The 20,071-nt window shown below is 64.4% G+C and carries 16 protein-coding genes; 10 read left to right on the plus strand and 6 right to left on the minus strand.

Features of this window, described 5'->3' with window-relative positions:
* Window positions 1–32 precede the first annotated feature (32 nt).
* Entirely contained in the window at window positions 33–200 is a 168-nt protein-coding gene (locus tag ACFQL3_RS17175; RefSeq protein ID WP_377056542.1) for a DUF7556 family protein, read from the minus strand.
* 151 nt (window positions 201–351) lie between these two features.
* Between ACFQL3_RS17175 and ACFQL3_RS17180 the strand changes: the two genes are divergently transcribed.
* Genes ACFQL3_RS17180 through ACFQL3_RS17190 form a run of 3 tightly spaced genes read left to right on the plus strand, consistent with a single transcriptional unit; the run spans window position 352 to window position 3,520 of the window.
* Window positions 352–1,203 (plus strand): CBS domain-containing protein, encoded by an 852-nt coding sequence (locus ACFQL3_RS17180; protein ID WP_377056544.1) that lies wholly within the window; start codon window positions 352–354, stop codon window positions 1,201–1,203.
* Complete coding sequence (gene glyS / locus ACFQL3_RS17185) at window positions 1,196–2,944, plus strand: glycine--tRNA ligase (RefSeq protein WP_377056546.1); 1,749 nt, start codon at window positions 1,196–1,198, stop codon at window positions 2,942–2,944. The genes ACFQL3_RS17180 and glyS overlap by 8 nt, the downstream gene beginning before the upstream one ends.
* The gene (locus ACFQL3_RS17190) at window positions 2,945–3,520 is read left to right on the plus strand and encodes a dolichol kinase (RefSeq protein ID WP_377056548.1); all 576 of its coding nucleotides are present in this window, start codon (window positions 2,945–2,947) and stop codon (window positions 3,518–3,520) included.
* Between the two features lie 4 nt (window positions 3,521–3,524).
* On the opposite strand, the gene ACFQL3_RS17195 is transcribed toward ACFQL3_RS17190, so the two are convergent.
* Both ACFQL3_RS17195 and ACFQL3_RS17200 read right to left on the minus strand, forming a co-directional pair.
* On the minus strand, window positions 3,525–4,367 hold the full coding sequence (locus ACFQL3_RS17195) for a universal stress protein (protein ID WP_377056550.1): 843 nt from the start codon (window positions 4,365–4,367) through the stop codon (window positions 3,525–3,527).
* 55 nt (window positions 4,368–4,422) lie between these two features.
* Complete coding sequence (locus ACFQL3_RS17200; protein ID WP_377056552.1) at window positions 4,423–6,681, minus strand: response regulator; 2,259 nt, start codon at window positions 6,679–6,681, stop codon at window positions 4,423–4,425.
* 181 nt (window positions 6,682–6,862) lie between these two features.
* Between ACFQL3_RS17200 and ACFQL3_RS17205 the strand changes: the two genes are divergently transcribed.
* Together ACFQL3_RS17205 and ACFQL3_RS17210 are read left to right on the plus strand one after the other, a co-directional pair.
* Complete coding sequence (locus ACFQL3_RS17205) at window positions 6,863–8,101, plus strand: TrkA C-terminal domain-containing protein (RefSeq protein ID WP_377056554.1); 1,239 nt, start codon at window positions 6,863–6,865, stop codon at window positions 8,099–8,101.
* The gene (locus ACFQL3_RS17210) at window positions 8,098–9,336 is read left to right on the plus strand and encodes a cation:proton antiporter regulatory subunit (RefSeq protein WP_377056556.1); all 1,239 of its coding nucleotides are present in this window, start codon (window positions 8,098–8,100) and stop codon (window positions 9,334–9,336) included. Before ACFQL3_RS17205 ends, ACFQL3_RS17210 begins: the two co-directional genes overlap by 4 nt.
* A 45-nt stretch (window positions 9,337–9,381) precedes the next feature.
* On the opposite strand, the gene ACFQL3_RS17215 is transcribed toward ACFQL3_RS17210, so the two are convergent.
* The 3 genes from ACFQL3_RS17215 to ACFQL3_RS17225 form a co-directional block, all read right to left on the minus strand.
* Window positions 9,382–10,656, minus strand: a complete 1,275-nt coding sequence (locus tag ACFQL3_RS17215) for a cation:proton antiporter (RefSeq protein ID WP_377056558.1) — start codon at window positions 10,654–10,656, stop codon at window positions 9,382–9,384.
* The gene (locus tag ACFQL3_RS17220; RefSeq protein WP_377056560.1) at window positions 10,657–11,175 is read right to left on the minus strand and encodes a cation:proton antiporter regulatory subunit; all 519 of its coding nucleotides are present in this window, start codon (window positions 11,173–11,175) and stop codon (window positions 10,657–10,659) included.
* Between the two features lie 72 nt (window positions 11,176–11,247).
* Window positions 11,248–12,345 carry a mechanosensitive ion channel family protein gene (locus ACFQL3_RS17225; RefSeq protein ID WP_377056562.1) on the minus strand — a complete coding sequence of 366 codons (1,098 nt, stop codon included), beginning with the start codon at window positions 12,343–12,345 and terminating at the stop codon, window positions 11,248–11,250.
* A gap of 107 nt (window positions 12,346–12,452) precedes the next feature.
* Between ACFQL3_RS17225 and ACFQL3_RS17230 the strand changes: the two genes are divergently transcribed.
* The 5 genes from ACFQL3_RS17230 to fmdA all read left to right on the plus strand — a co-directional run bounded on the left by ACFQL3_RS17230 (window position 12,453) and on the right by fmdA (window position 20,062).
* On the plus strand, window positions 12,453–14,867 hold the full coding sequence (locus ACFQL3_RS17230; RefSeq protein ID WP_377056564.1) for a DEAD/DEAH box helicase: 2,415 nt from the start codon (window positions 12,453–12,455) through the stop codon (window positions 14,865–14,867).
* 59 nt (window positions 14,868–14,926) lie between these two features.
* Window positions 14,927–16,273, plus strand: a complete 1,347-nt coding sequence (locus ACFQL3_RS17235) for a cytochrome P450 (RefSeq protein ID WP_377056566.1) — start codon at window positions 14,927–14,929, stop codon at window positions 16,271–16,273.
* A gap of 70 nt (window positions 16,274–16,343) precedes the next feature.
* On the plus strand, window positions 16,344–16,883 hold the full coding sequence (gene msrA / locus ACFQL3_RS17240; RefSeq protein ID WP_377056568.1) for a peptide-methionine (S)-S-oxide reductase MsrA: 540 nt from the start codon (window positions 16,344–16,346) through the stop codon (window positions 16,881–16,883).
* A 99-nt stretch (window positions 16,884–16,982) separates the two neighbouring features.
* On the plus strand, window positions 16,983–18,662 hold the full coding sequence (thsA, locus tag ACFQL3_RS17245) for a thermosome subunit alpha (protein ID WP_377056570.1): 1,680 nt from the start codon (window positions 16,983–16,985) through the stop codon (window positions 18,660–18,662).
* Between the two features lie 125 nt (window positions 18,663–18,787).
* Window positions 18,788–20,062 carry a formamidase gene (fmdA, locus tag ACFQL3_RS17250; protein WP_377056572.1) on the plus strand — a complete coding sequence of 425 codons (1,275 nt, stop codon included), beginning with the start codon at window positions 18,788–18,790 and terminating at the stop codon, window positions 20,060–20,062.
* Window positions 20,063–20,071 lie beyond the last annotated feature (9 nt).

The raw sequence follows: 20,071 nt of genomic DNA on the forward strand, positions 1-20,071 counted from the left end.
AAAAAATCGATCATCCGGAGAGTCCGCTCGGCTTACTGCCAGTCGGATAGCTCCGCCGCGTCGGCTACGTCCATCGAAATCCACGCGCCGTCTCGGGTAATATCTGCGATCACGTACTCGCCGCCGTGACCGTCATCGTCGACCGTTCCCACGATCTCACGTGTGTCCGTCGACATCTCGCTGTAGCCTGACGTGGACATATCTGTAACTATCTTTCATACATCTATAAAGCCATCGGATTGATTTTGAATCTATCCCCTGCTCGAACCGGTTCGAGCCCGCTCTGAGCGTCCCGTCTCGGTCGGCGCTGGAAGCACGGAGTTTATGGCGGTTTTGCACGTACGCCGGTGTATGAATGTTTCCGACGCGATGACACCCCGTTCGGAGCTCGTCACGGTATCGCTTCCGGGCAGCCGCGACGACGCCCTAGAGTACCTGCAGGATCGCGAGTTCTCTTCGCTTCCGGTCGTCAAAGAGTCCGACGGTGGCGAGGAGTACCGTGGCCTGGTCTCCCGCGAGAGCCTGATCGAACAGCCAGACGAGGACCAGCTTGCCCTGCTGATGGAGGAGGTCCCGACTATCGAACACGACGCGACCATCGAGCAACTCGCCGAACTGATGGCCACCGAAGGTGCCCGGCGTATTCCCGTCGTCGATGGTGAACTCGAAGGCATCGTCACGATCACCGACGTGATCCGCGCACTCGCGACCGGCGACATCGACACCGAGACCAGCGTCGAGCAGTTGGCGACGCGGGACATCAACACGACCTATCAGGATGCACCGCTTGCCGTCGGGATGCGAGAACTGTTCTACGCGAACGTTCCCTACGCCGTCGTGCTCGACGAGGCTGGCGACCCCACCGGCATGCTGACCGAGGTCGACATCCTGGATGTGGCCCGTGTCGTCGAGGAGGAAGAGCGGACGGGCAACAGTTTCGCGGATCAGGACAACGACTGGATGTGGGAGGGAATCAAGGGCGTCGGGAGCCGCTCGATGACGGTCCGGAACGTCGAACTTCCCGACGACAGCGTCGCCGACCTGATGACTGCGGACCTCGTGACTGTCTCGAAGAGCAAGAGTGTCAAGGAGGCCGCCCAGCGGATGATCACGCACGATATCGAGCAGATCCCGCTGGTCATCGGCGACCAACTCGTTGGCGTCGTCCGAGACATGGACTTGCTGGAGGCGCTGTATGACTGATACGGGCGAGAAACTCGTCGAACTCGCGAAACGACGGGGTTACTTCCTGCAGGCGTCGGGCGCCTACGGCGGCGTCTCCGGCTTCTACACGTTCGGTCCCCAGGGCGCGGCGCTCAAGGGGAACGTCGAGGAGGCCTGGCGTGACCGCTTCGCGGTCAGGGAGGGCAACCAGGAGATAGACGCACCGACGATCATGCCCGAACCCGTCTTCGAGGCGTCGGGCCATCTCGACACGTTCGACGACATGCTCGTCGAGTGTCGCGAGTGTGGCGAGAGCCACCGGGCCGACCACCTGATCGAGGACAACACCGACCTCGAGGACGCGGAAGCCATTCCGATTTCGGAAGTCGAGGACCTGATCGCCGAGCACGACCTGACCTGTCCGAACTGCGGGACCGGACTCGCGGGCCAGTCCGTCGAGAGCTTCAACCTCATGTTCGGCACGAACATCGGTCCTGGCGACGCCTCGCCGGGCTATCTGCGCCCGGAGACCGCCCAGGGTATCTTCGTCGAGTTCCCACAACTCAAAGAGTACGCCCGCAATCAGTTACCCTTCGGCGTCACGCAGATCGGCAAGGCCTACCGCAACGAGATCAGCCCGCGCAAGTCCGTTATCCGAACGCGGGAGTTCACGCAGGCCGAACTGGAACTGTTCATCGACCCCGACGAGGACGAACCCGACCTCGCCACGGTCGAGGACGTCGAGGTGACGCTCTACCCCGTCGCCGAGCAACAGGACGACGAGGGCGAACCGATCACGACGACGGTCGGCGAGGCCGTCGCGGACGGCACCATCGCCAGCGCGTGGATCGGTTACTATCTCGGTATTTCCCAACAGTGGTACGACCGCGTCGGCATCGATATGGACCGGTTCCGCTTCCGCCAGCACCTGCCCGGCGAACTCGCCCACTACTCGGCGGACTGCTGGGACGCCGAATCCGAACTCGATGGCGACTGGGTGGAACTCACCGGCTTCGCCTATCGGAGCGACTACGACCTGAGCAAACACGGCGAACACTCCGACGAGGAGTTCACGATCTTCAAGCAGTACGACGAACCGAAGACCGTCGAACGAGCGACGGTCGATCCCGATATGAGCTACCTCGGGCCCGAGTTCGGCGGCGCGGCCGGCGAGATTGCCGACGCGCTGGCGACACTCGCCGAGGAGGATCGCTCGGCGTTTGACGGCGAGACCGTCACGGTCTCCGCCGATGGCGAGGAGTACGCCATCCCGGTCGAGAAAACCGAGTTCACCGTCGAGGAGGTCACCGAGGCGGGCGAGCAGATCACGCCCCACGTCGTCGAGCCGTCGTTCGGTATCGACCGCGTGCTCTACACGATTCTCGCCCACAGTTACCGCGAGGACGAGGTCGACGGCGAGGAGCGCACCTACCTCGCGCTCGACCCCGAGGTCGCACCGACGTTCGTCGGCGTCTTCCCGCTCATGGACAAGGAAGGGCTGGGCGAACTCGCCGGCGATGTTGCCACCGACCTCCGCGAGGCGGGCCTCTCGGTCGCCTACGACGACTCCGGTGCGATCGGTCGCCGCTACCGCCGCCAGGACGAGGTCGGCACGCCCTTCTGCGTCACTGTGGACTACGAGGCGCTCGAAGAGGGTACCGTCACCGTTCGCGAGCGCGATTCGACCGAGCAGGTGAGGGTCTCTCTCGACGATCTGACCGAGACCCTTGCGGCGCTTCGCTCCGGCGACCTGTCCTTCGACGTACTCGCGGAGCGGTAGATGGCCGACGAACTCAAGCGCCGACTGTTCCACGCGAGCACCTCGATCATCCCGGTGTTGTACCTGCTTGACGTCCTGACGTGGGCGCAACTGGGCACCCTGATGCTCGTGGCGAGCGGTGGCACGATCCTGATCGAGGCAGTGCGCCTGTTCACGCCGCTCGATCTCTGGATCTTCGAGAAACTCACCCGCGAGTACGAGCAGGACGCGCTTGCCGGCTACGCGCTGGGGGTCTTCAGCATCACCGTTGTCGTGCTGGCGTTCGGGCCGCCGATCGGCGTCCCGGCGATACTGATGCTCACCATCGGCGACCCAGTGAGCGGGCTGCTCGGCTCCGACACACTCCGGACGGTCAAACATCCCCGCTCGCTGGCGGCGATGTTCGTCATCAGCCTCATCATCGCGTGGCCGTTTCTGCCCCCCGTCGCGGCGGCCGTCGCCGCACTTGGCGCGATGGTCGCCGACGGCGTCAAGCCCCGGATCAGTGGGTTCGTCATCGACGACAACCTCACGATTCCCATCGTCGCCGGGTTCGCGGCGTACATCGGCGTCGAGTTCATGCCGACTGTCGTTTGAGTGGTTACCGCTCTTCCAGCGCTCTCCGTACGATTATCACCTCGCTCGCCGCCGAGCGCCCGACGCCCTCTGCAATGGAGCCAACGAGTTTCCGTCGGAGGAACGGGGCCCGTGTCGCTCCGAGGATCGTGAGGTCGTGTTTCGCGGTCTCGTCGGTGATCGCTCCCCCAACGTGGTCGTTCCGGAGGATCGCCGTATCGACGTCGACGTCTTCGGGGAGGATGGTGGCGCTCTCCCGGAGCAACTGTTCTGCTGTTTCGGTTGCCGAGTCGCCAACGTCGGACTGGAGAACGTGTACTAGCCGGACGTCGGCATTGCGCTCTGGCGCGATTGTCCCGGCCAGTTCCACGGCGAGTTCGGCGTGTGGCCCCTCCGTGACGGGGACGAGTATCGAGTCGACGTCCCACTGGGGTCGTCGGATCCGCTTGACGAACACGTCACAGCGCGCTTCACCGAGGACGCGATCGATGAAACTCCCCAGCACGATGTCCCGGCGTCGCGGCCGTCCGCGCCATCCCAGCAGGAGCGCGTCGGCGTCGTGCTTATCAACCCCCCCGACAATCCCCGTCGCGATGTCCCGCGCAAACCGGATCTGGGACTCGGCGGGGACGTCAGCGTCCTCGATCCGATTTCTCGCGTCGTCGAGCAACTGCTCTTCCTCGCCGTTCTCGAGGAGGCGATGGCCCTGAGTGAGTGGGACCTGTTCCGGTACTTCGACCACGTGTAGAACGAGGATATGCAGCGACTGACCGTTCGCGATATCGATCGCGGTATCTATTAGCCGGTCGACCGTCTCCGGGTTCCCGACGGGGAACAGAAGCGTGCCGGTGGCGCTCTCGGCTACCATACTATGATATCGTCACGCGACGGCATAAACCTCATAACCCCTAATCGAGCGGTCGTCAGTCGACGCGTTCGACGCCGCTGATCTCGAAACGTAGGCCGCCCGCCGTGCTCTCTGTCACCGACATCTCCCAGCCGTGTGCGGAAACGATCTGTTCGACGATTGCGAGCCCAAAGCCCGTCCCGTCCTCCGTCGAGGAGTAGCCCGGCTCGAAGATCCTGTCCTGGTCGGCTTCGGAGAGCCCATAGCCGGTATCTTCGACGTAGAACCCATCCCTGTCGGGGAGTTCGCCGACAGTGACCTGGAGTGGTTTGGTGTCGCCCTGTGGCCGACTGTTCGTGGAGCCATGCTCCACGCTGTCCTGACGAACCTGTGAGTCAGGGCCTGTCGAGCCGTGCTCGACAGCGTCGTCGGTCTGCGACCGACTGTTCGTGGTGCCATGCTCCACGCTATTCCGAAACAGGTTCTCCAACAACTGCGCGAGACGACTCCGATCGGCACGGATTGCCATCGATATTTCGCTAGCAAGCGTCGCCTCGCTGTTCGCTACAACGGTCCAACACTGGGTAACGATGTCGTCTAGTACGACCCGATCGGTCTCGCCGACGGCCTCTCCCTGGCGCGCGAGCGTCAGGACGTCGTCGATCAGGCTATCCATCCGGTCGAGCGCCCACCGAATCTCCTCGGTATGGTGGCTCTCGGACTCGGCTTCGAGCAGGTCCAGTCGGGCGTTGGCCACGCTTAGCGGGTTCCTGAGGTCGTGGGAGACGACGCTCGCGAACTCGTCGAGGCGCTGGTTCTGTCGCCGTAGCTGTTGTTCTTTCTCCTTTCGGTCAGTCGCCTCACGGATGGTCACCAGCACGCCGTCGATCGGCTCGGTTCCGAGCAGGTTCTCCGTACGGGTCTCGAACCACCGCCACGTGCCATCGGCGTCCTCGGCCCGGAACTCGGTCGTCACGACCTCGTCCGGGGACGCTATCGCCTGCTGGAACCCCTTGATCGCTTTTTCCTGATCGTCCGGGTGGACGTGCTGGATCGGATCGTTCTTCGTCACAACCTGTGGCTCGTAGTCGACTGCTGGGGAGATCGGGCTCTGATACTGGACGGTCAAGTCCTCTCCGAGAACGAGTATCAAGTCGGGCGTGTGCTCGACGAAGAACTTGAACTGTTCGAGTTCGGCCTCCCGCTCTTTCCGCTCAGTTATGTCCGAGAAGAGCGTGATGAACCGTCCCGGCTTCGGCGAGAACACGGCGATCTCGTAGTGTCTGTCGAGAGGTTCGGAGTACTGCTCGAACCGCATCGGCTCCCCTCCGAGGGCGACCTCGCCGAAGGTCTCGATGAACCCCGTCTCTTCGATCCCGTCTATCGCGTCCGTCGCGCGCTGGCCGACGACCTCGTCAGCGTCGAGACCGGTCAACTGCCCGAACCGGTCGTTGACCCGTCTGTACACGTAATCGACCGGCGTACCCGCCTCGTCGGTGATGATATCTCTCACGCCGATCCCGTCCAGTGACTGCTCGAAGAGTCCTGTGAGCAGTTGCTCGGTCTCCCGAGCGTCAGTGACGTCGGTATACATCCACAGGTTCGCCTTCCCTTTCGGCAGTTCGTAGGGGACGTAGTCGCGTTCGATGATGCGGCCGTCCGTGAGGGCGAACTCCTCACCCCTGACTGGTTCGCGCGCCTCGAGGTGCTCGTCGATCGTCGTTACGAACTCCTCGCTCCGGCGAAATACGCCCTTGAGTTCGTCCGCCAGTCGTTCGCAGTCCGCCCCGACGAACTCCTCGGGAGACCTGTTCCCGCCGAACATCTCGGTGAGGCTTGCGTTGGCGGCGAGTATTTCTCGGGACTCGTCCTCGACGAGGATCCCCGCAGGCAGGTTCTCGATCAGGGTTTCCAGAACCGACCGGTGCTGTTCGAGTTCGCTCTCGGCCCGGTACTGTGTGACGGCGTTCTCGATCCGGTTGTGCAGTAACTCGAACTGCTCTGTCCCCGTCTCCTTTTGCAGATAGTCCGTCACCCCGGCCGAAATCGCCTCACCGGCGACCTGCTCGCTACCTTTGCCGGTGAACAACACGAAGGGGAGATCCGGATGGGTCTCGCGAACCGTCTGGAGGAACTCGATCCCGTTCCGGCCCGGCATGTCGTAGTCCGAGACGACGCAGTCGAACGTCTCCTCTTCTAGCGCCGATAGTCCTTCGTCGGCGCTAGCGGCCGTCTCGACGACGTAGCGCTCGTCGGCCCGCTCCAGATGAGTCGCTGTCAGCCCCGCGAAACGGGCTTCGTCGTCCACGTGTAATATCCGGACCGGTTCACCCATAGCGGCCTATTAGCTCACTCCAAATGATAACGCTTGTGGGTAATCCATATCCCTGTAGTCCGATCCGGATTCGATACTGGCGTCAACACCTTGCGAATTCGGTCGTTCGCGTACTGAAAATATATAACTTTACTTACATAAATCCACATCTCTTTAACTCATCGGTGACTGACACGGTGCAATGGCTTCGGCACAGATTGCGGAGGTGCTCGTCGGCATCTATCTCGGGCTGCTTGCCGGTATCTTCCCCGGGTTTATCGCCTTCTCGATCGGGTTTGGCTTCAAATATTTCACGAACGTCACCGTCCCCGGACTCGGTGTCGTCGTTCTGGGCGGCGCGCTAGCCGGCATCTCCGGTGGTCTCATGGGGTTAGTGGATCCACAGTTGGCCGATAGCTGGACCGGGATCACCGCCGTACTGGTCATCCTGATGGCCTGCCTGTGGGCCCACGGGCAGGGTGACGCACTCGCGGCGGCGACCCCGCGCAGGCTTACACTCAGGTCGCTCCGGGAGAGTCGACTGTCGACCGATCTGATCGAGCGCGTTGATTCCTACGGACAGATCCGTATCCGTCCGGTCGGGGAGGTGCTCGACGTCGAGGGCTATCCGGCGCTGTCCGACAGCGTCCGGGAGGCGCTCCACGAGGACTCCTGGAAGTTCCCCGCGAGCCTCTCGTTGCCGGAACTCGAAAGCCGACTCGAAGAGCGGCTTACGACCGAGTACGAACTGGCCGCCGTCGCGGTGACGATAGACGAGCAGGGCCGGGCACAGATCGCCGCGGCACCGAGCGCGGCGGGCCTCTCCCGTCGCGTGCCCGCCGGGAAACGCGCCGTCTCGATCCGGACGCTCCTGCCGAGCGGGGTCGCGAGGGGCGATTCCGTGACGCTCCGGCTTCCCGACGGAGACGTCACCGGCCCGGTCGTGAGCGCCCGGACGAGCGGCGGGGAGCCCCGGACCACGGAGCAGAAACCGAACGTGGCGGGAGATGGGACGGCTGAGCCGGCCACTGCGGACGAGACCAATCCCCCCGTACCGTCGGCGCCGACGACTACCGGTGGCGAGGGGCAGGTCACCGTTGCGCTCCCTGCCGACGATGCCCGGCAAGTAATCCGGGCCGAGTTCGCGCCAACCGTCTTCCACTCGCGGGGCAAGCAACGGGAGTACGAGGCGATCGGCGTCCTCAAAGAGCACGGGAACCGGTTCCGGAAGGTGGTGCTCGCGGAGGGGAGTAGCCTCGTCGGGCAGACCATCGGGACGGCGCGGGTCCGCGATACGTACGGCGTCGCCATTCTGGGGATCCGCCGGTCGATGGAGCGTATCGTTGCCCCCGATGGCGGCACCGAGTTGCAGGCTGGCGACTCGCTGATCGTCGTCGGTCGACCGAATCAGCTACGCGAGTTCGAGGCGATGGGCCAATGAACTTCCTCACGATGCTCGTTTCGCATCCGCTCGTCGCGGCGGCGATCCGGATCGCCGGACTGGCGCTCCTCGCCGGCGCGGTGACGACGCTCGCGACCTACATGTATCGAGTCAGAGCCCGCACCGAACTACCCGAAGGCGCGACGCTCATCATTGGCCTCGGCGTGGTCGCGATCTACCTCAACACGCGCCTCGTCTTCGTCCAGTTCGTCGGTGGGACGGGTGATCCGTTCAGCGTCAGCGAGGCGCTCGTCAACGTCGGCGTGTTCGTCGTCGCCGGCATCGCGTCCTACGGCGGCCGGCGTCTCGGCGACTGGGCGGGTACGTCCGAGCGGATCTCCTGGGGGCGGTTGCAGCCGGATTTCAGTCCGATCGTGCGTGCGGCGGGTCGGTTCATCACCGTTACGCTTCCCGACGAAATCGACGACATCGAGGGGTACGATCCCGTCGAGGAGGAAACCAGACAGGCGCTCGCGGGGCGCAAACTCGATTTCCCGCGCGGACTCACGGTGACCGAACTGGAGTCAGGGTTGACGGCCCGACTCAAGGAGGGCCACGATATCGGCTACGTCGATGTCGACCTCGCGCTCGACGGCACCGTCGAGTATTTCGCGGTCGGCCGCCGGGTCGCGGGCATCGGTCCGACGCTCCCGCCGAAGACCGCCGCGGTCGCGGTTCGCGCCGATCCGCCGTTTAGCGCGACACCGGGCGACACCGTCCAGATCTGGGATGTGGCCGATGGACGGGACGAACGGATCGGGACGGCCGAACTGCGCGCGAGCGTCGACTCCGTCGCGACGCTGGCGACCGACGAGACGGTGGCCGCGCGGATCGACCCGACCACCGAGTACCGACTGATGACGCTCTCAGCCGATCCCCACCCCGACCGCGAGTTTGCGGCGATGCTCCGCCGGGGGGAGGAGACGATGGGCGTCGTCGAAATCGGGGCGGACAGCCCGCTCGTCGGGAAACCGATCGGTGCCCTCGACGCGACGATCATCGCCGTCCGGAGCCACGGCGGTGCGGTCGAGACCATCCCGGAGCGCGAGCGTTCCATCGAGATCGGTGACGCTCTGTTCGCTATCGGTCGGCCCGACGAACTTCGAAAACTGGAGGCCGCGAACGGGGTACAGATGGTCGATACCGACGACGAACTGGGGGGTGCTGACGCGACTACCGATCCCCTGGGCTTCGATGCGACGTCCGCCGAAGCCCGCCAGCGAAAAGACGATTAAACAGTGTCGCGCACGTCGGGACGCCGGGAACCGTCCCGCCGGTGCTCAGTCCGCAGTTCCGGCCGCCGCTTCCTCGTCGACGAGAAACGGCTCCGCAAGCGTCCATAGCCAGTCCGCGTACTGCATCGCCAGCGTCCCGAGCACGCTCATTACCAGCACGTAGCCGACGGCTATCGAGGGGATCGTCTGCGTGATAGCGTCGCCCCATAACTCGGCGCTCGCGGCGGCCGCAACCGAGGCGATAATCAGCGAGAACTCGCCGCGAGTCGTCATCCCGCAGGCGACCCGGAACGAGCGGCGTTCGTCGAGGTCGTAGACACGTCCGGCGAGGTAGCCGGTGACGAACTTCGTCGGCCCCGAGAGCGCGACGGTCGCGAGTATCAGCCCCGTGACGGTCGCGTCGAGGAAGACGAACGGATCGGTGAGGAGTCCGATCCAGAAGAAAAACACCGCGGCGAAGACATCTCGGAGCGGGCGCAGTAGCTCCTCGATCTGGTGGACGTGATCCGTGCTCGAAAAACCCATTCCGATGAAGAAGGCCGCAACGGCCTCGCTGACGCCCAGCGCGAGTGCGACGCCGGCGGCGAGTACCGTGATCGCGACCGTTCGGAGTAGGGTGAGTTCGACCGAGTCGACCGCCAGGAACTGCTGGAAGTATTCTGTGCCGAAATAGACGACGACCACGAGGACGAACAGGACCGCAATCGCGAGCAGGATATCCGTGATCGCACCCGCGAGTCCGCCGGCACCCAGCACGATAGCGGTGACAACGGCGAGATACAGCGCGATGATCAGGTCCTCGTAGACGAGCGTGCCGAGCATCGCGCCGCTCTCGTCGTTGGCGATCCAGCCCAGATCGATCAGCGACTTGGTGATGATCGCGGACGAGGAGATGTAGACGATCCCGCCCAGCAGGATCGCTTCGACGAACCCGCCGAAGACGACGTAGCCGATCACCAGGCCGGGGAGGAAGTTCAACAGGTCGATCGTCCCGGCCCTGCCGATCCGCTCTCCGCTTTCGATGAGACGGTTCATACTGAACTCCAGACCGAGAAAAAAGAGCAAAAAGACGATTCCGAGCTCCGCACCGAGGTGGATGAACTCGGACTCGGGATCGAGCCAGAGGTCGCCGCCCGAGATCGCCATCCCGACGGCGTCGATCGATAGCGTTCCGACGCTGCCCAGTACTGCCTCTCCCATCACGATCCCGGCGACCAGATAGAACGGGATCACCGACTGGCCGATCCTGTTCGCGAGCCCGCCCGCCACGGCGATGACCGCGAACATCACGCCGACGTGAATCAGCTCTAGCTCGGCCATCTATTGGCCGTCGTCCAGTTCGTCTTCGTCGAGCTCCTTGCCGCCGGCGAACTGTTCGAGTTTCCCGTGGCTCGCCCTGTCACCCAGCGCGACGAGCGTATCGTCGGCCTCGATGACGGTGTCTCCGGCGGGGCTCTCGATGGTCTCCTCGCCGCGCTGGATCGCGATAACCGACGCGCCAGTTCTGTTTCGCACCTGTGCTGCTTCTAGTGTCTTGCCGGCGAGTTCGGCGTCCTCGGTGACCTTCGCCCACTCGATCAGTGTATCCTCGCCGAGCGCCGTGCTGATATCAGTATCTCTGATCGGCTGAAAGTACGCCCCTTCCATGATCGTTCCCACCTGTCGGGCAAGCTTGTCCGATAGTTCGAACAGTTTCTCCGAGTCCGCATTCGGCGTCTCTCGAATGAACAACTCGCGCTTGCCGGTGTTGTGAATGACGATGACGAGCGTCTCTTCTCCCTGCAGATCGACCTCGAACTTCTTGCCGACGCCGGGGAGGTCGCTCTCGTGGACTACCATGCTGTGGTGATTGGACCCACCGGTCCTAAAGTCAGGGGGAACGGCTTCGGGGCCGGCGTGCGCTCGCGTCGGTCACTCGTCGTCGTCCGGCGTCGGATCGAACTCCTTGACGGCGTCTCGATCCGTCCCGGCCGCTTCCTCGCTGTCGTCGCCGTAGGTAATCGTCCGCTGTGGGTACGGGATCTCGATCCCCTCCTCGCGGAGTCGCCTGTGGATGCGCTTGTTGACGGCGTGGCGCGCTCTGGGCTCCCGGGTGGAATGGGGGATGTAGCCGCGGACCTCGAACAGGAGCGCCGAGTCGCCGAACTCGATGAACCTGACCTCGCTCGGCGGCGACGACATGATATCGTCTTCGGCTTCGAGTTCCTCCAGGAGGACCTCCTCGACGTACTCCGGATCGGCTCCGTACTCGATGCCGACTGGGACGTTCATCCGCTTGTAGCGATGGGGCGAGGACTCGTTTATGACCTGTGTCGAGTTCAACACGGCGTTCGGGACCGTCACCATCACGCGATCCGGAGTGAGGATCGTCGTGCTCCGGAGTCCGATGTCGATGACGGTCCCCTTGTCGCCGGATTCGAGGACGACGAAGTCCCCCGGCTTGTACGTGCCATCGACGAACAGCGCGATTCCGCCGACGAAGTTGGCGATGGCGTCCCGAGCGGCGAAGCCGAGGACGATGCCAAACAGTCCAGCGGAGGCCAGAAGCGGCGTCAGATCGATCCGCCAGACCGAGAGTAACACGCCGACCGTGACGGCGACGACCGTCGCAGCCCAGAGGTTTTTCAGAACGGGTGCGATGTCGTAGACCGGATTGGTCTCGTCCAGTCGGGTGAGCCACTCCGCACCAAGCCGCTGACTACCCAGCGCCCACAGGACCACCAGTAGCGACTGCGTCGTCGCTGTGAGAAAGAACGTAACCCCCGGCGGTTGCAGCAACTGGACCACCGTGTACACGCCCGCCAGGATCACCGAGAGATACACCGGTACGTGGAGGACGTCGAAGACGACCGTCGAAATGTCGTCCGCCGGCCGTCGCTTGAGCCACGACCGGGCGACGATTTCGATGGCCGTCGCCAGCGCCGCCGAAATGAGGATAACGACTGCCACCTGTCGCCAGACCGAGAGTTCCTGGACGGCATCGACAACACCAGTAACGAACGCCTGCATACTCGTTTCGACTGCGGCGACGGTGTTAACTCTTGCTCGCTGTCCCGCCAACTACTTTCACCGCGGTACGGGAACGCTTAACCTCGCCGACGCCGAACGACCGGCAAATGGCTTCCACGGACGGAGACCAACAGTACGTGGACCACCCGATGCTCTCGCCCTCGTTCATCGAGCGACGGCTCTACCAACTCCAGCTAGCCGGGACAGCAGCAGAGGGCCATACGCTCGTCTGCCTGCCGACCGGACTCGGCAAGACGACGGTGAGCCTGCTCGTCACCGCCAGACGGCTCGACGAGGTCGGTGGCAAGGTGCTCTTTCTCGCCCCGACCAAGCCGCTGGTCCAGCAACACGCCGACTTCTACCGGGAGGCGCTCTCGATGCCGGAAGAAGACATCGTCGTCTTTACCGGCGACGTCAGCCCGGACGACCGCGCCGCACTCTGGGAGGAGTCGACCATCGTCATCGCGACGCCACAGGTCATCGAGAACGACCTCGTGGGCGGTCGGATCAGCCTCCGCGACGTCACCCACCTCACCTTCGACGAGTGTCACCGCGCGACCGGCGACTACGCCTACAACTACATCGCCGAGCGCTATCACGCCGACGCGAGCAACCCGCTCGTCACCGGGATGAGCGCCTCGCCCGGCGGCGACGAGGAGGAGATCCTCGAAGTCTGTGAGAACCTCGGCATCGGCGACGTCGAGGTGATGACCGAGGAGGACGCCGACGTGGACGAGTACACCCACGAGACGGAGGTCGAGTGGGAGCGCATCGAACTGCCCGACGAGATAACCGACATCCGGGACGCGCTAAACGAGGTCATCGAGGACCGACTGGAGAAACTGCGCGAACTCGGCGTCACCGGCAAACGCAGTGCAAGCCTCTCGGAGAACGACCTCCAGTCGATGCGCGCCGAGTTGCAGAAACTGATGAACAACGACCAGTCGGAGGGGTACAAGGGGATGTCGCTACACGCGGAGATCCGCAAAGTCAAGACCGCCGTCACCTACGTCGAGACCCAGAGCGTCGAGGCCTTAGAGCGGTATTTCGACCGCCTGCGCAACGCCGCCCGGTCGTCGGGCGCGTCCAAGGCCGACCAGCGACTGGTCTCCGACCCGCGCATTCGGCAGGCGATGAAAGACGTCGAGGCCTACGACGAAATCCACCCCAAGTTCTCGCGAATGCACGTCTTGCTCGCCGAGACGCTGGGCATCGAGCAGGGCGAGCGCGTCATCGTCTTCACCGAGTCGCGTGACACCGCCGAGATTCTCACCGAGTTTTTGAACGAGAACTTCGACGCCCGCCGGTTCGTCGGCCAGGGCGACCGCGAGGGGAGCGACGGAATGACCCAGAACGAACAACAGGAGACCCTCGACGCCTTCCGCAACGCGGAGTTCGAGGTGCTCGTCTCGACGTCGGTCGCCGAGGAGGGCCTCGACGTCCCCGAGGTCGATCTCGTGCTCTTTTACGAACCCGTCCCGACGGCGATCCGCTCGATCCAGCGCAAGGGCCGAACCGGACGACAGGACGAGGGCCGCGTCGTCGTCCTGCTGGCCGAAGACACCCGCGACGAGGCGTACTTCTGGATCTCGCGGCGGCGCGAACAACAGATGGAGGACGAACTCCGCGAACTCAAGGGAGCGACCGACGAAATCGTCGAGGAACTCGACGACAGCCAGCAGCAACTCGGCGATTTCGGCAGTGCGGCCGAAACGGCGTCGGCCGACGGCGGCGCTGTCGCGGCGAGCGACTCCGGGGATCAGCCCGGTTTACAGGAGTTCGCGGACGAAGACGACGAAGACGCCGATACGGAGAGTGACGAGGACGTCGACGACGCGGTCGTCGCAACCGCCAGTCGCGACGACGAGAAAATCGAGATCGTCGCCGACCAGCGCGAACTCGACGCCACCATCGCCCGCGAACTCTCGAAGCGCGACGACGTCCAGACGAGACTAGAGACGCTGGCTGTCGGCGACTATATCCTGTCCGATCGCGTCGCCGTCGAGCGAAAGACCGTCGACGACTTCCTCGATACGCTCACCGGCGGCGACCGCTCGATGTTTGAGCAGGTCGGCGACGCCGCCCGGCACTACTCTCGGCCCGTCGTGATCATCGAGGGCTCCGATCTCTACGGGAAACGGGACGTCCACCCGAACGCGATCCGCGGTGCGCTGTCGAGTCTCGCAGTCGACTTCGGTGCGAGCATCCTGCAGACCGAGGACGAGGCGGAGACCCGCGAACTACTGGCGGTGATCGCCGGGCGCGAACAGCAAAAGGACGACCGCGAGGTCTCGGTCCACGGCGAGAAACAGTCGAAGACGCTGGCCGAACAGCAGGAGTACGTGGTGGCCGCTATCGCCGATATCGGCCCCGTTACCGCCCGATCCTTGCTCTCGGAGTTCGGCACCGTCGAGGCGGTGATGACCGCCCGCGAGGAGGACCTGCTGGAGGCCGAGGGCGTCGGCCAGGTCACCGCGGAGCGGCTCCGGGAGGTCATCGGTAGCGAGTATACTGGGCTGTAACCATCGACGGCAGTTCCCCCAAAGATCCTTCGGGTGGGACGCTCCATGTCAATGTAGCGATGACGACAGATGACCCATCCGAGACGCCTCCCCGGGCGTTCAGGTCGATCCCCGGCCCCGAGGGTGACCCGCTACTGGGTAACACCGCCGAGTTCGCCGCCGATCCGCTCGCCTTCTACACGCGGGTCGCCCGCACGCACGGCCCGGTCGCCCGGTACAAGATCGGCCGGTTCGAGTTCGTTCAGTTGAGCGATCCGGCGTTCGTCAGACACGTCCTCGTCGACAACAACGCGGCCTACGACAAGGGCGAGCGGTTCCAGAGCACGCTCCGGCCGGCGCTGGGCAACGGCCTGCTGACCAGCGAGGGATCGTTCTGGCGCTCCCAACGACACACGATCGAACCGGCGTTCCACCCCGATGCCCTCCAGGGGTACGCCGACGTGATGGTCGACGCGACCGAGCGACTCTGTGCGGAGTGGCGGGCGGGCCACCAGCGCGACATCCACGACGACATGATGTCGCTGACCGTCCAGATCGCGGCCGAGGCGCTGTTCGACATCGACCTCGGCGAGCAGGAAGAAGCGATCGCGGACGCCCTGGAGACGGTGATGGACCGCGCGAGTACCCGCATCCAGCGGCCGATCGACATCCCCGACTGGGCGCCGACGCCGGGGAACCGGCGGTTCGACCGGGCGATGGAGGACCTCTCTGCCGTCGCCGATCGGATCATCGACCAGCAGACCGGTAGCGACGGCGACGACGTCGTCTCACTGTTGCAGGCCCAGGACGACCCGCCGTCCCGCGAGCAGATCCGCGACGAGGTGATCACGATACTGCTGGCGGGTCACGAGACGACCGCGCTCGCGCTGACGTACACGCTCCAACTGCTCTCGAAGAACCCCGACCAGCGCGCGATCCTGCAGGCCGAACTCGACGACGTGCTCGGCGGCGACCGGCCGACGGTGAGAGACCTGCCCGAACTCAGCTACACCGAGCAGGTCGTCCGGGAGGGGATGCGCATCTACCCGCCGGTGTACGATCTGATCCGCGAGGCCGCAGAGCCGGATACGGTGGGTGGCTACCGGATCCCCGAGGGCACCACGGTGTCGTTCCAGCAGTGGGTGCTCCACCGCGATCCGGAGTACTACGACAACCCGCTCGCGTTCCGCCCGGAGCGCTGGACCGACGACTTCGAACAGGAGTTGCCGGCGTTCGCGTACTTCCCCTTCGGCGGCGGGCCGCGGCGCTGTATCGGCGACCGCTTCGCAATGATGGAGGCCCGGCTCGTGCTGGCGACGATGCTCCAGGAGTGGACCGTCGAGTCGACCGTCGACGAACTCTCGTTTGCCCCCTCGATCACGCTGCGGCCGGACGGTCCGGTCGAGATGATCCCTCGCCGGCGGTAGCGTGGTGTGTCGTCCGGGATGGCTTCGGCCACCGCACAATACTTTCCGCTCTGGCCCGTACTGACCCTCGATGACAGACGATTCACTCGCCCACGCCACGCTCGGCGGTGGCTGTTTCTGGTGTACCGAAGCGGCGTTCAAGGAACTCGACGGTGTCGAATCGGTCACCTCCGGCTACGCGGGCGGCCACGACGACGACCCCAGTTACAAAGCGGTCTGTCGCGGGACGACCGGTCACGCCGAGGTCGTACAGATCGCATACGATCCCGACGCGATCAGCTACGTCGACCTGCTGGAAGTCTTCTTCAAGATTCACGACCCCACGACCGAGGACCGGGAGGGGCCGGACATCGGGTCGCAGTACCGTTCGATCGTGCTCTATCACGACGACGAACAGCGCGAAATCGTCGAAGACTTCGTCTACGAACTCGACGCGTCGGGCCTCTACGACGACTCCATCGTCACCGATATCGAACCCCTGGAGATGTTCTACGAGGCCGAAAAACACCATCAGGACTACTTCGAGAAGAACCCGCAGGACGCCTACTGTCGGATGCACGCCGCGCCGAAAGTCGAGAAAGTGCGCGAACAGTTCGGCAAGAGCGCCTGATCGGCCGTACTGTCGCCCCTCATAGCCACGCATTTCTCCCGCCAGTACGGCGACTGACGCAGCTATTTATGTCGTGTCGTTGATCGTAGACGTGTCAGTATGCAACGGGAGAGCTCAGCGGCTTCGACGACACTCTCGGACCACGCCATACGCGTCAGTGGGGACGACGCGCGGAGCCAGAATATTCAGGCGGGGAGAGCGCTCGCAGAGACGGTCCGATCGACGCTCGGGCCGAACGGCCGAGACAAGATGATCGTCGGATCGGACGGCGCGGTAGTGGTGACGAACGACGGCACGTCGATTCTCGATCGGCTGGAGATCGACCATCCGGCAGCCGAGGCGATCATCGACGTCGCGGCCAGTCAGAACGAGACGATCGGTGATGGAACGACGTCCGCGGTCCTCCTGACCGGCGCATTGCTCGACGAGGCCGAAGGACTGCTCGACGAAGGGGTCCATCCTGCTTCGATCACCGCCGGCTATCGGCGGGCGAGCGACCGAGCCCTGCAGTATCTGGAGGACGCCGCCCACGACATCGATACGGGGGACCGCTCGCTCCTCGAATCGGTTGCGACGACGGCGATCACGGGCCGATGGGACGAGGACTCGACGGCGTTTATGGCCGGTCTCGCCGTCGACGGTGTTCGTGCCGTCACTACCGATGGACGCGTCGATCGGTCGGACCTGTTACTTCGGCCCGTTCTCGGCGGGTCGTTGCGTGAATCGACCGCCCTCGACGGCGTCGTCATCGATATGGCCCAGTCGTCGACGACGGTTTCGACGCGCGACCTCGACGCGCCGCGAAAGCTGACGGATGCCGGAATCGCGATCGTCGACGCGCCGCTGACGATCGAAACGGCGGCGGCCGTCTCGAACGTGACGGTGACCGATCCCGACGAGCTGGAACGGCTCCGCGATCACGAGGCCGCGGTCTACCGCGAACAGGTCGATCGGATCGTCGAGAGCGGTGCCGACGTCGTGTTCGCACAGAAGTCAATCGACGACGCCGTCCGGACGTTGCTCGCCAGCAAGGGCGTACTCGCGGTCGAACGCACCCGACGAGACGAACTGCACGCACTGGAGCGTGCGACCGGCGCGAGGGCGGTCGCAGACACCGAGGAGCTGACGCCCGCACACGTCGGGGCCGCCGGCAGTGTCGAGCGGCGCTCGGTCGCGGGAACCGAGTTGACGATACTCACTGACTGCGTCGACGCGGATCCCGTCTCGATACTGCTTCGCGGCGGGACAGACCACGTTCTCGACGAAACGAAGCGGATCGTCGAGGACTGTCTCGACGTTACCGAACTCGTCCTCGAAACCGGGCGGGTCCTCCCGGGGGGCGGTGCGGCCGAGATCGGGGTGGCCCGGGCGCTTCGATCGGACGCCGCCGGGGTATCGGGGAGAGAACAACTGGCTGTCCGCCGGTTCGCCGACGCGCTCGAAGCGATTCCGCGGACGCTCGCAACGGGGGCCGGTGCCGATCCGATCGACGCGATCACTGCGTTACGGCAGGCCCACCACGAGGGCCGTGATGACGCCGGCTTCGATGTCCACGACAGGCGGGTCGCGAACATGGTCGACGGAGGCGTGCTGGAACCCGCCGATCTGACGTGCCGGGCGATCGAGGGTGCCAGCGAGGCAGCGGTCCTGCTCCTGCGGGTCGACGACCTTATCGCTGCCCGGCGTCGGGAGAGCGACGACGCCGGCCACGATCACGACCACGGAGCCGGCGGTCTCCGGAGCGCTGGCGGGGGGTATCCCTGGACGATCGGTCACTGATACCCGTCCGCCCGCTCTCGACGCCGCGGTTTGGACCGGGCCGAACTAAACATACGTCACTGGTAACATCGGTTTTTGTGGTGGTCGTTGACACGATGCATGGGCTTCACGGCCTTATGATAGCAATGCCAGAAGTACACTTCGAGGTGGATACGGACGAACCACCGGACGAACAGCCGGATTACAAGCCGTTCAATCGTTGGCATCCGGAGATCGAATCGGTTGTAACCGCAGAGCAAGGCGACCGAGTTCGGCTCGAATGTCTGGACTGGACGGGTGGGCAGATCACTGACAGCGACAACGCGAACGAGGTCCGCGACGTCGACCTGAATCAGGTTCACTACCTGAGCGGGCCCGTCGAGGTCGAGGGGGCCGAACCGGGGGACCTGCTGAAAGTGACCCTGCTCGACATCGGCCCACTGAACGACCGGTCCGAGTTCGGGTTTACAGGGATCTTTTCCCAGCAGAACGGGGGCGGCTTCCTGACCGATCACTTCCCGCATGCCGCCAAGGCAGTCTGGGATCTCGACGGGACATTCGTCTCGTCGCGGCACGTCCCGGACGTGCGATACGAGGGGATGATTCATCCCGGCCTGATGGGCACTGCGCCCTCCCAGGAGCTACTCGACGAGTGGAACGAGCGCGAGAACGAACTCATCGAGCGCCACGCGGAGGATCCGGAGTCGATCAACAACCACCCGACTGGCGAGTCGGAGCCGCCGGTGGCGAGTCCACCGACGGCTGACGGCGCACAGCCCGGTGAGGCGACCGGTGACGCCGCCGACCGGATCGCCGAGGAGGGTGCACGGACCGTCCCGCCGCGCGAACACGGCGGCAACTGCGACATCAAGGATCTCTCGCTTGGCTCGACGATCTACTTCCCGGTGTACGTCGAGGGTGGGAAGTTCGGCATCGGCGACATCCACGCCTCCCAGGGAGACGGCGAGATCACGTTCTGTGGTGCGATCGAGATGGCCGGCTACGTCGATCTGGAGTTCGACGTCGTGAAGAACGGCATGGACGAGTTCGGTATCGACCATCCGATCTTCGAACCCGGCCACCGCGGTCCGGACTTCTCCGATTACGTCGTTTTCGAGGGCTATTCGGTCACCGAAGATGGGGAGCAGAAGTATATGGACCCCCACGTCGCGTACCGGCGTGCAGCGCTGGACGCGATCGAATATCTGACGAAGTTCGGCTACACCCGAGAGCAGGCGTACATGATCCTCGGAACGGTGCCGATCGAGGGGCGACAGAGCGGTATCGTCGACATTCCCAACGCCTGTTCGACGATCGCCGTCCCGAAGGGCGTGTTCGATTTCGATATCAGCCCGGATTCGCTCGCGGACAGCGCCGACGACCGCGGCCAGATCGAGATCACGGACGACCCGCTCGGCTAACGTCGCCGG

The sequence above is a fragment of the Natronoarchaeum sp. GCM10025321 genome (assembly GCF_042663585.1).
Classification (GTDB): Archaea; Halobacteriota; Halobacteria; order Halobacteriales; family Natronoarchaeaceae; genus Natranaeroarchaeum.

Coding starts and splice junctions, on each gene's coding strand:
- ACFQL3_RS17175 (WP_377056542.1), bottom strand. CDS start 200: ATGTCCACGTCAGGCTACAGCGAGATGTCGACGGACACACGTGAGATC.
- ACFQL3_RS17180 (WP_377056544.1), top strand. CDS start 352: ATGAATGTTTCCGACGCGATGACACCCCGTTCGGAGCTCGTCACGGTA.
- glyS (WP_377056546.1), top strand. CDS start 1,196: ATGACTGATACGGGCGAGAAACTCGTCGAACTCGCGAAACGACGGGGT.
- ACFQL3_RS17190 (WP_377056548.1), top strand. CDS start 2,945: ATGGCCGACGAACTCAAGCGCCGACTGTTCCACGCGAGCACCTCGATC.
- ACFQL3_RS17195 (WP_377056550.1), bottom strand. CDS start 4,367: ATGGTAGCCGAGAGCGCCACCGGCACGCTTCTGTTCCCCGTCGGGAAC.
- ACFQL3_RS17200 (WP_377056552.1), bottom strand. CDS start 6,681: ATGGGTGAACCGGTCCGGATATTACACGTGGACGACGAAGCCCGTTTC.
- ACFQL3_RS17205 (WP_377056554.1), top strand. CDS start 6,863: ATGGCTTCGGCACAGATTGCGGAGGTGCTCGTCGGCATCTATCTCGGG.
- ACFQL3_RS17210 (WP_377056556.1), top strand. CDS start 8,098: ATGAACTTCCTCACGATGCTCGTTTCGCATCCGCTCGTCGCGGCGGCG.
- ACFQL3_RS17215 (WP_377056558.1), bottom strand. CDS start 10,656: ATGGCCGAGCTAGAGCTGATTCACGTCGGCGTGATGTTCGCGGTCATC.
- ACFQL3_RS17220 (WP_377056560.1), bottom strand. CDS start 11,175: ATGGTAGTCCACGAGAGCGACCTCCCCGGCGTCGGCAAGAAGTTCGAG.
- ACFQL3_RS17225 (WP_377056562.1), bottom strand. CDS start 12,345: ATGCAGGCGTTCGTTACTGGTGTTGTCGATGCCGTCCAGGAACTCTCG.
- ACFQL3_RS17230 (WP_377056564.1), top strand. CDS start 12,453: ATGGCTTCCACGGACGGAGACCAACAGTACGTGGACCACCCGATGCTC.
- ACFQL3_RS17235 (WP_377056566.1), top strand. CDS start 14,927: ATGACGACAGATGACCCATCCGAGACGCCTCCCCGGGCGTTCAGGTCG.
- msrA (WP_377056568.1), top strand. CDS start 16,344: ATGACAGACGATTCACTCGCCCACGCCACGCTCGGCGGTGGCTGTTTC.
- thsA (WP_377056570.1), top strand. CDS start 16,983: ATGCAACGGGAGAGCTCAGCGGCTTCGACGACACTCTCGGACCACGCC.
- fmdA (WP_377056572.1), top strand. CDS start 18,788: ATGCCAGAAGTACACTTCGAGGTGGATACGGACGAACCACCGGACGAA.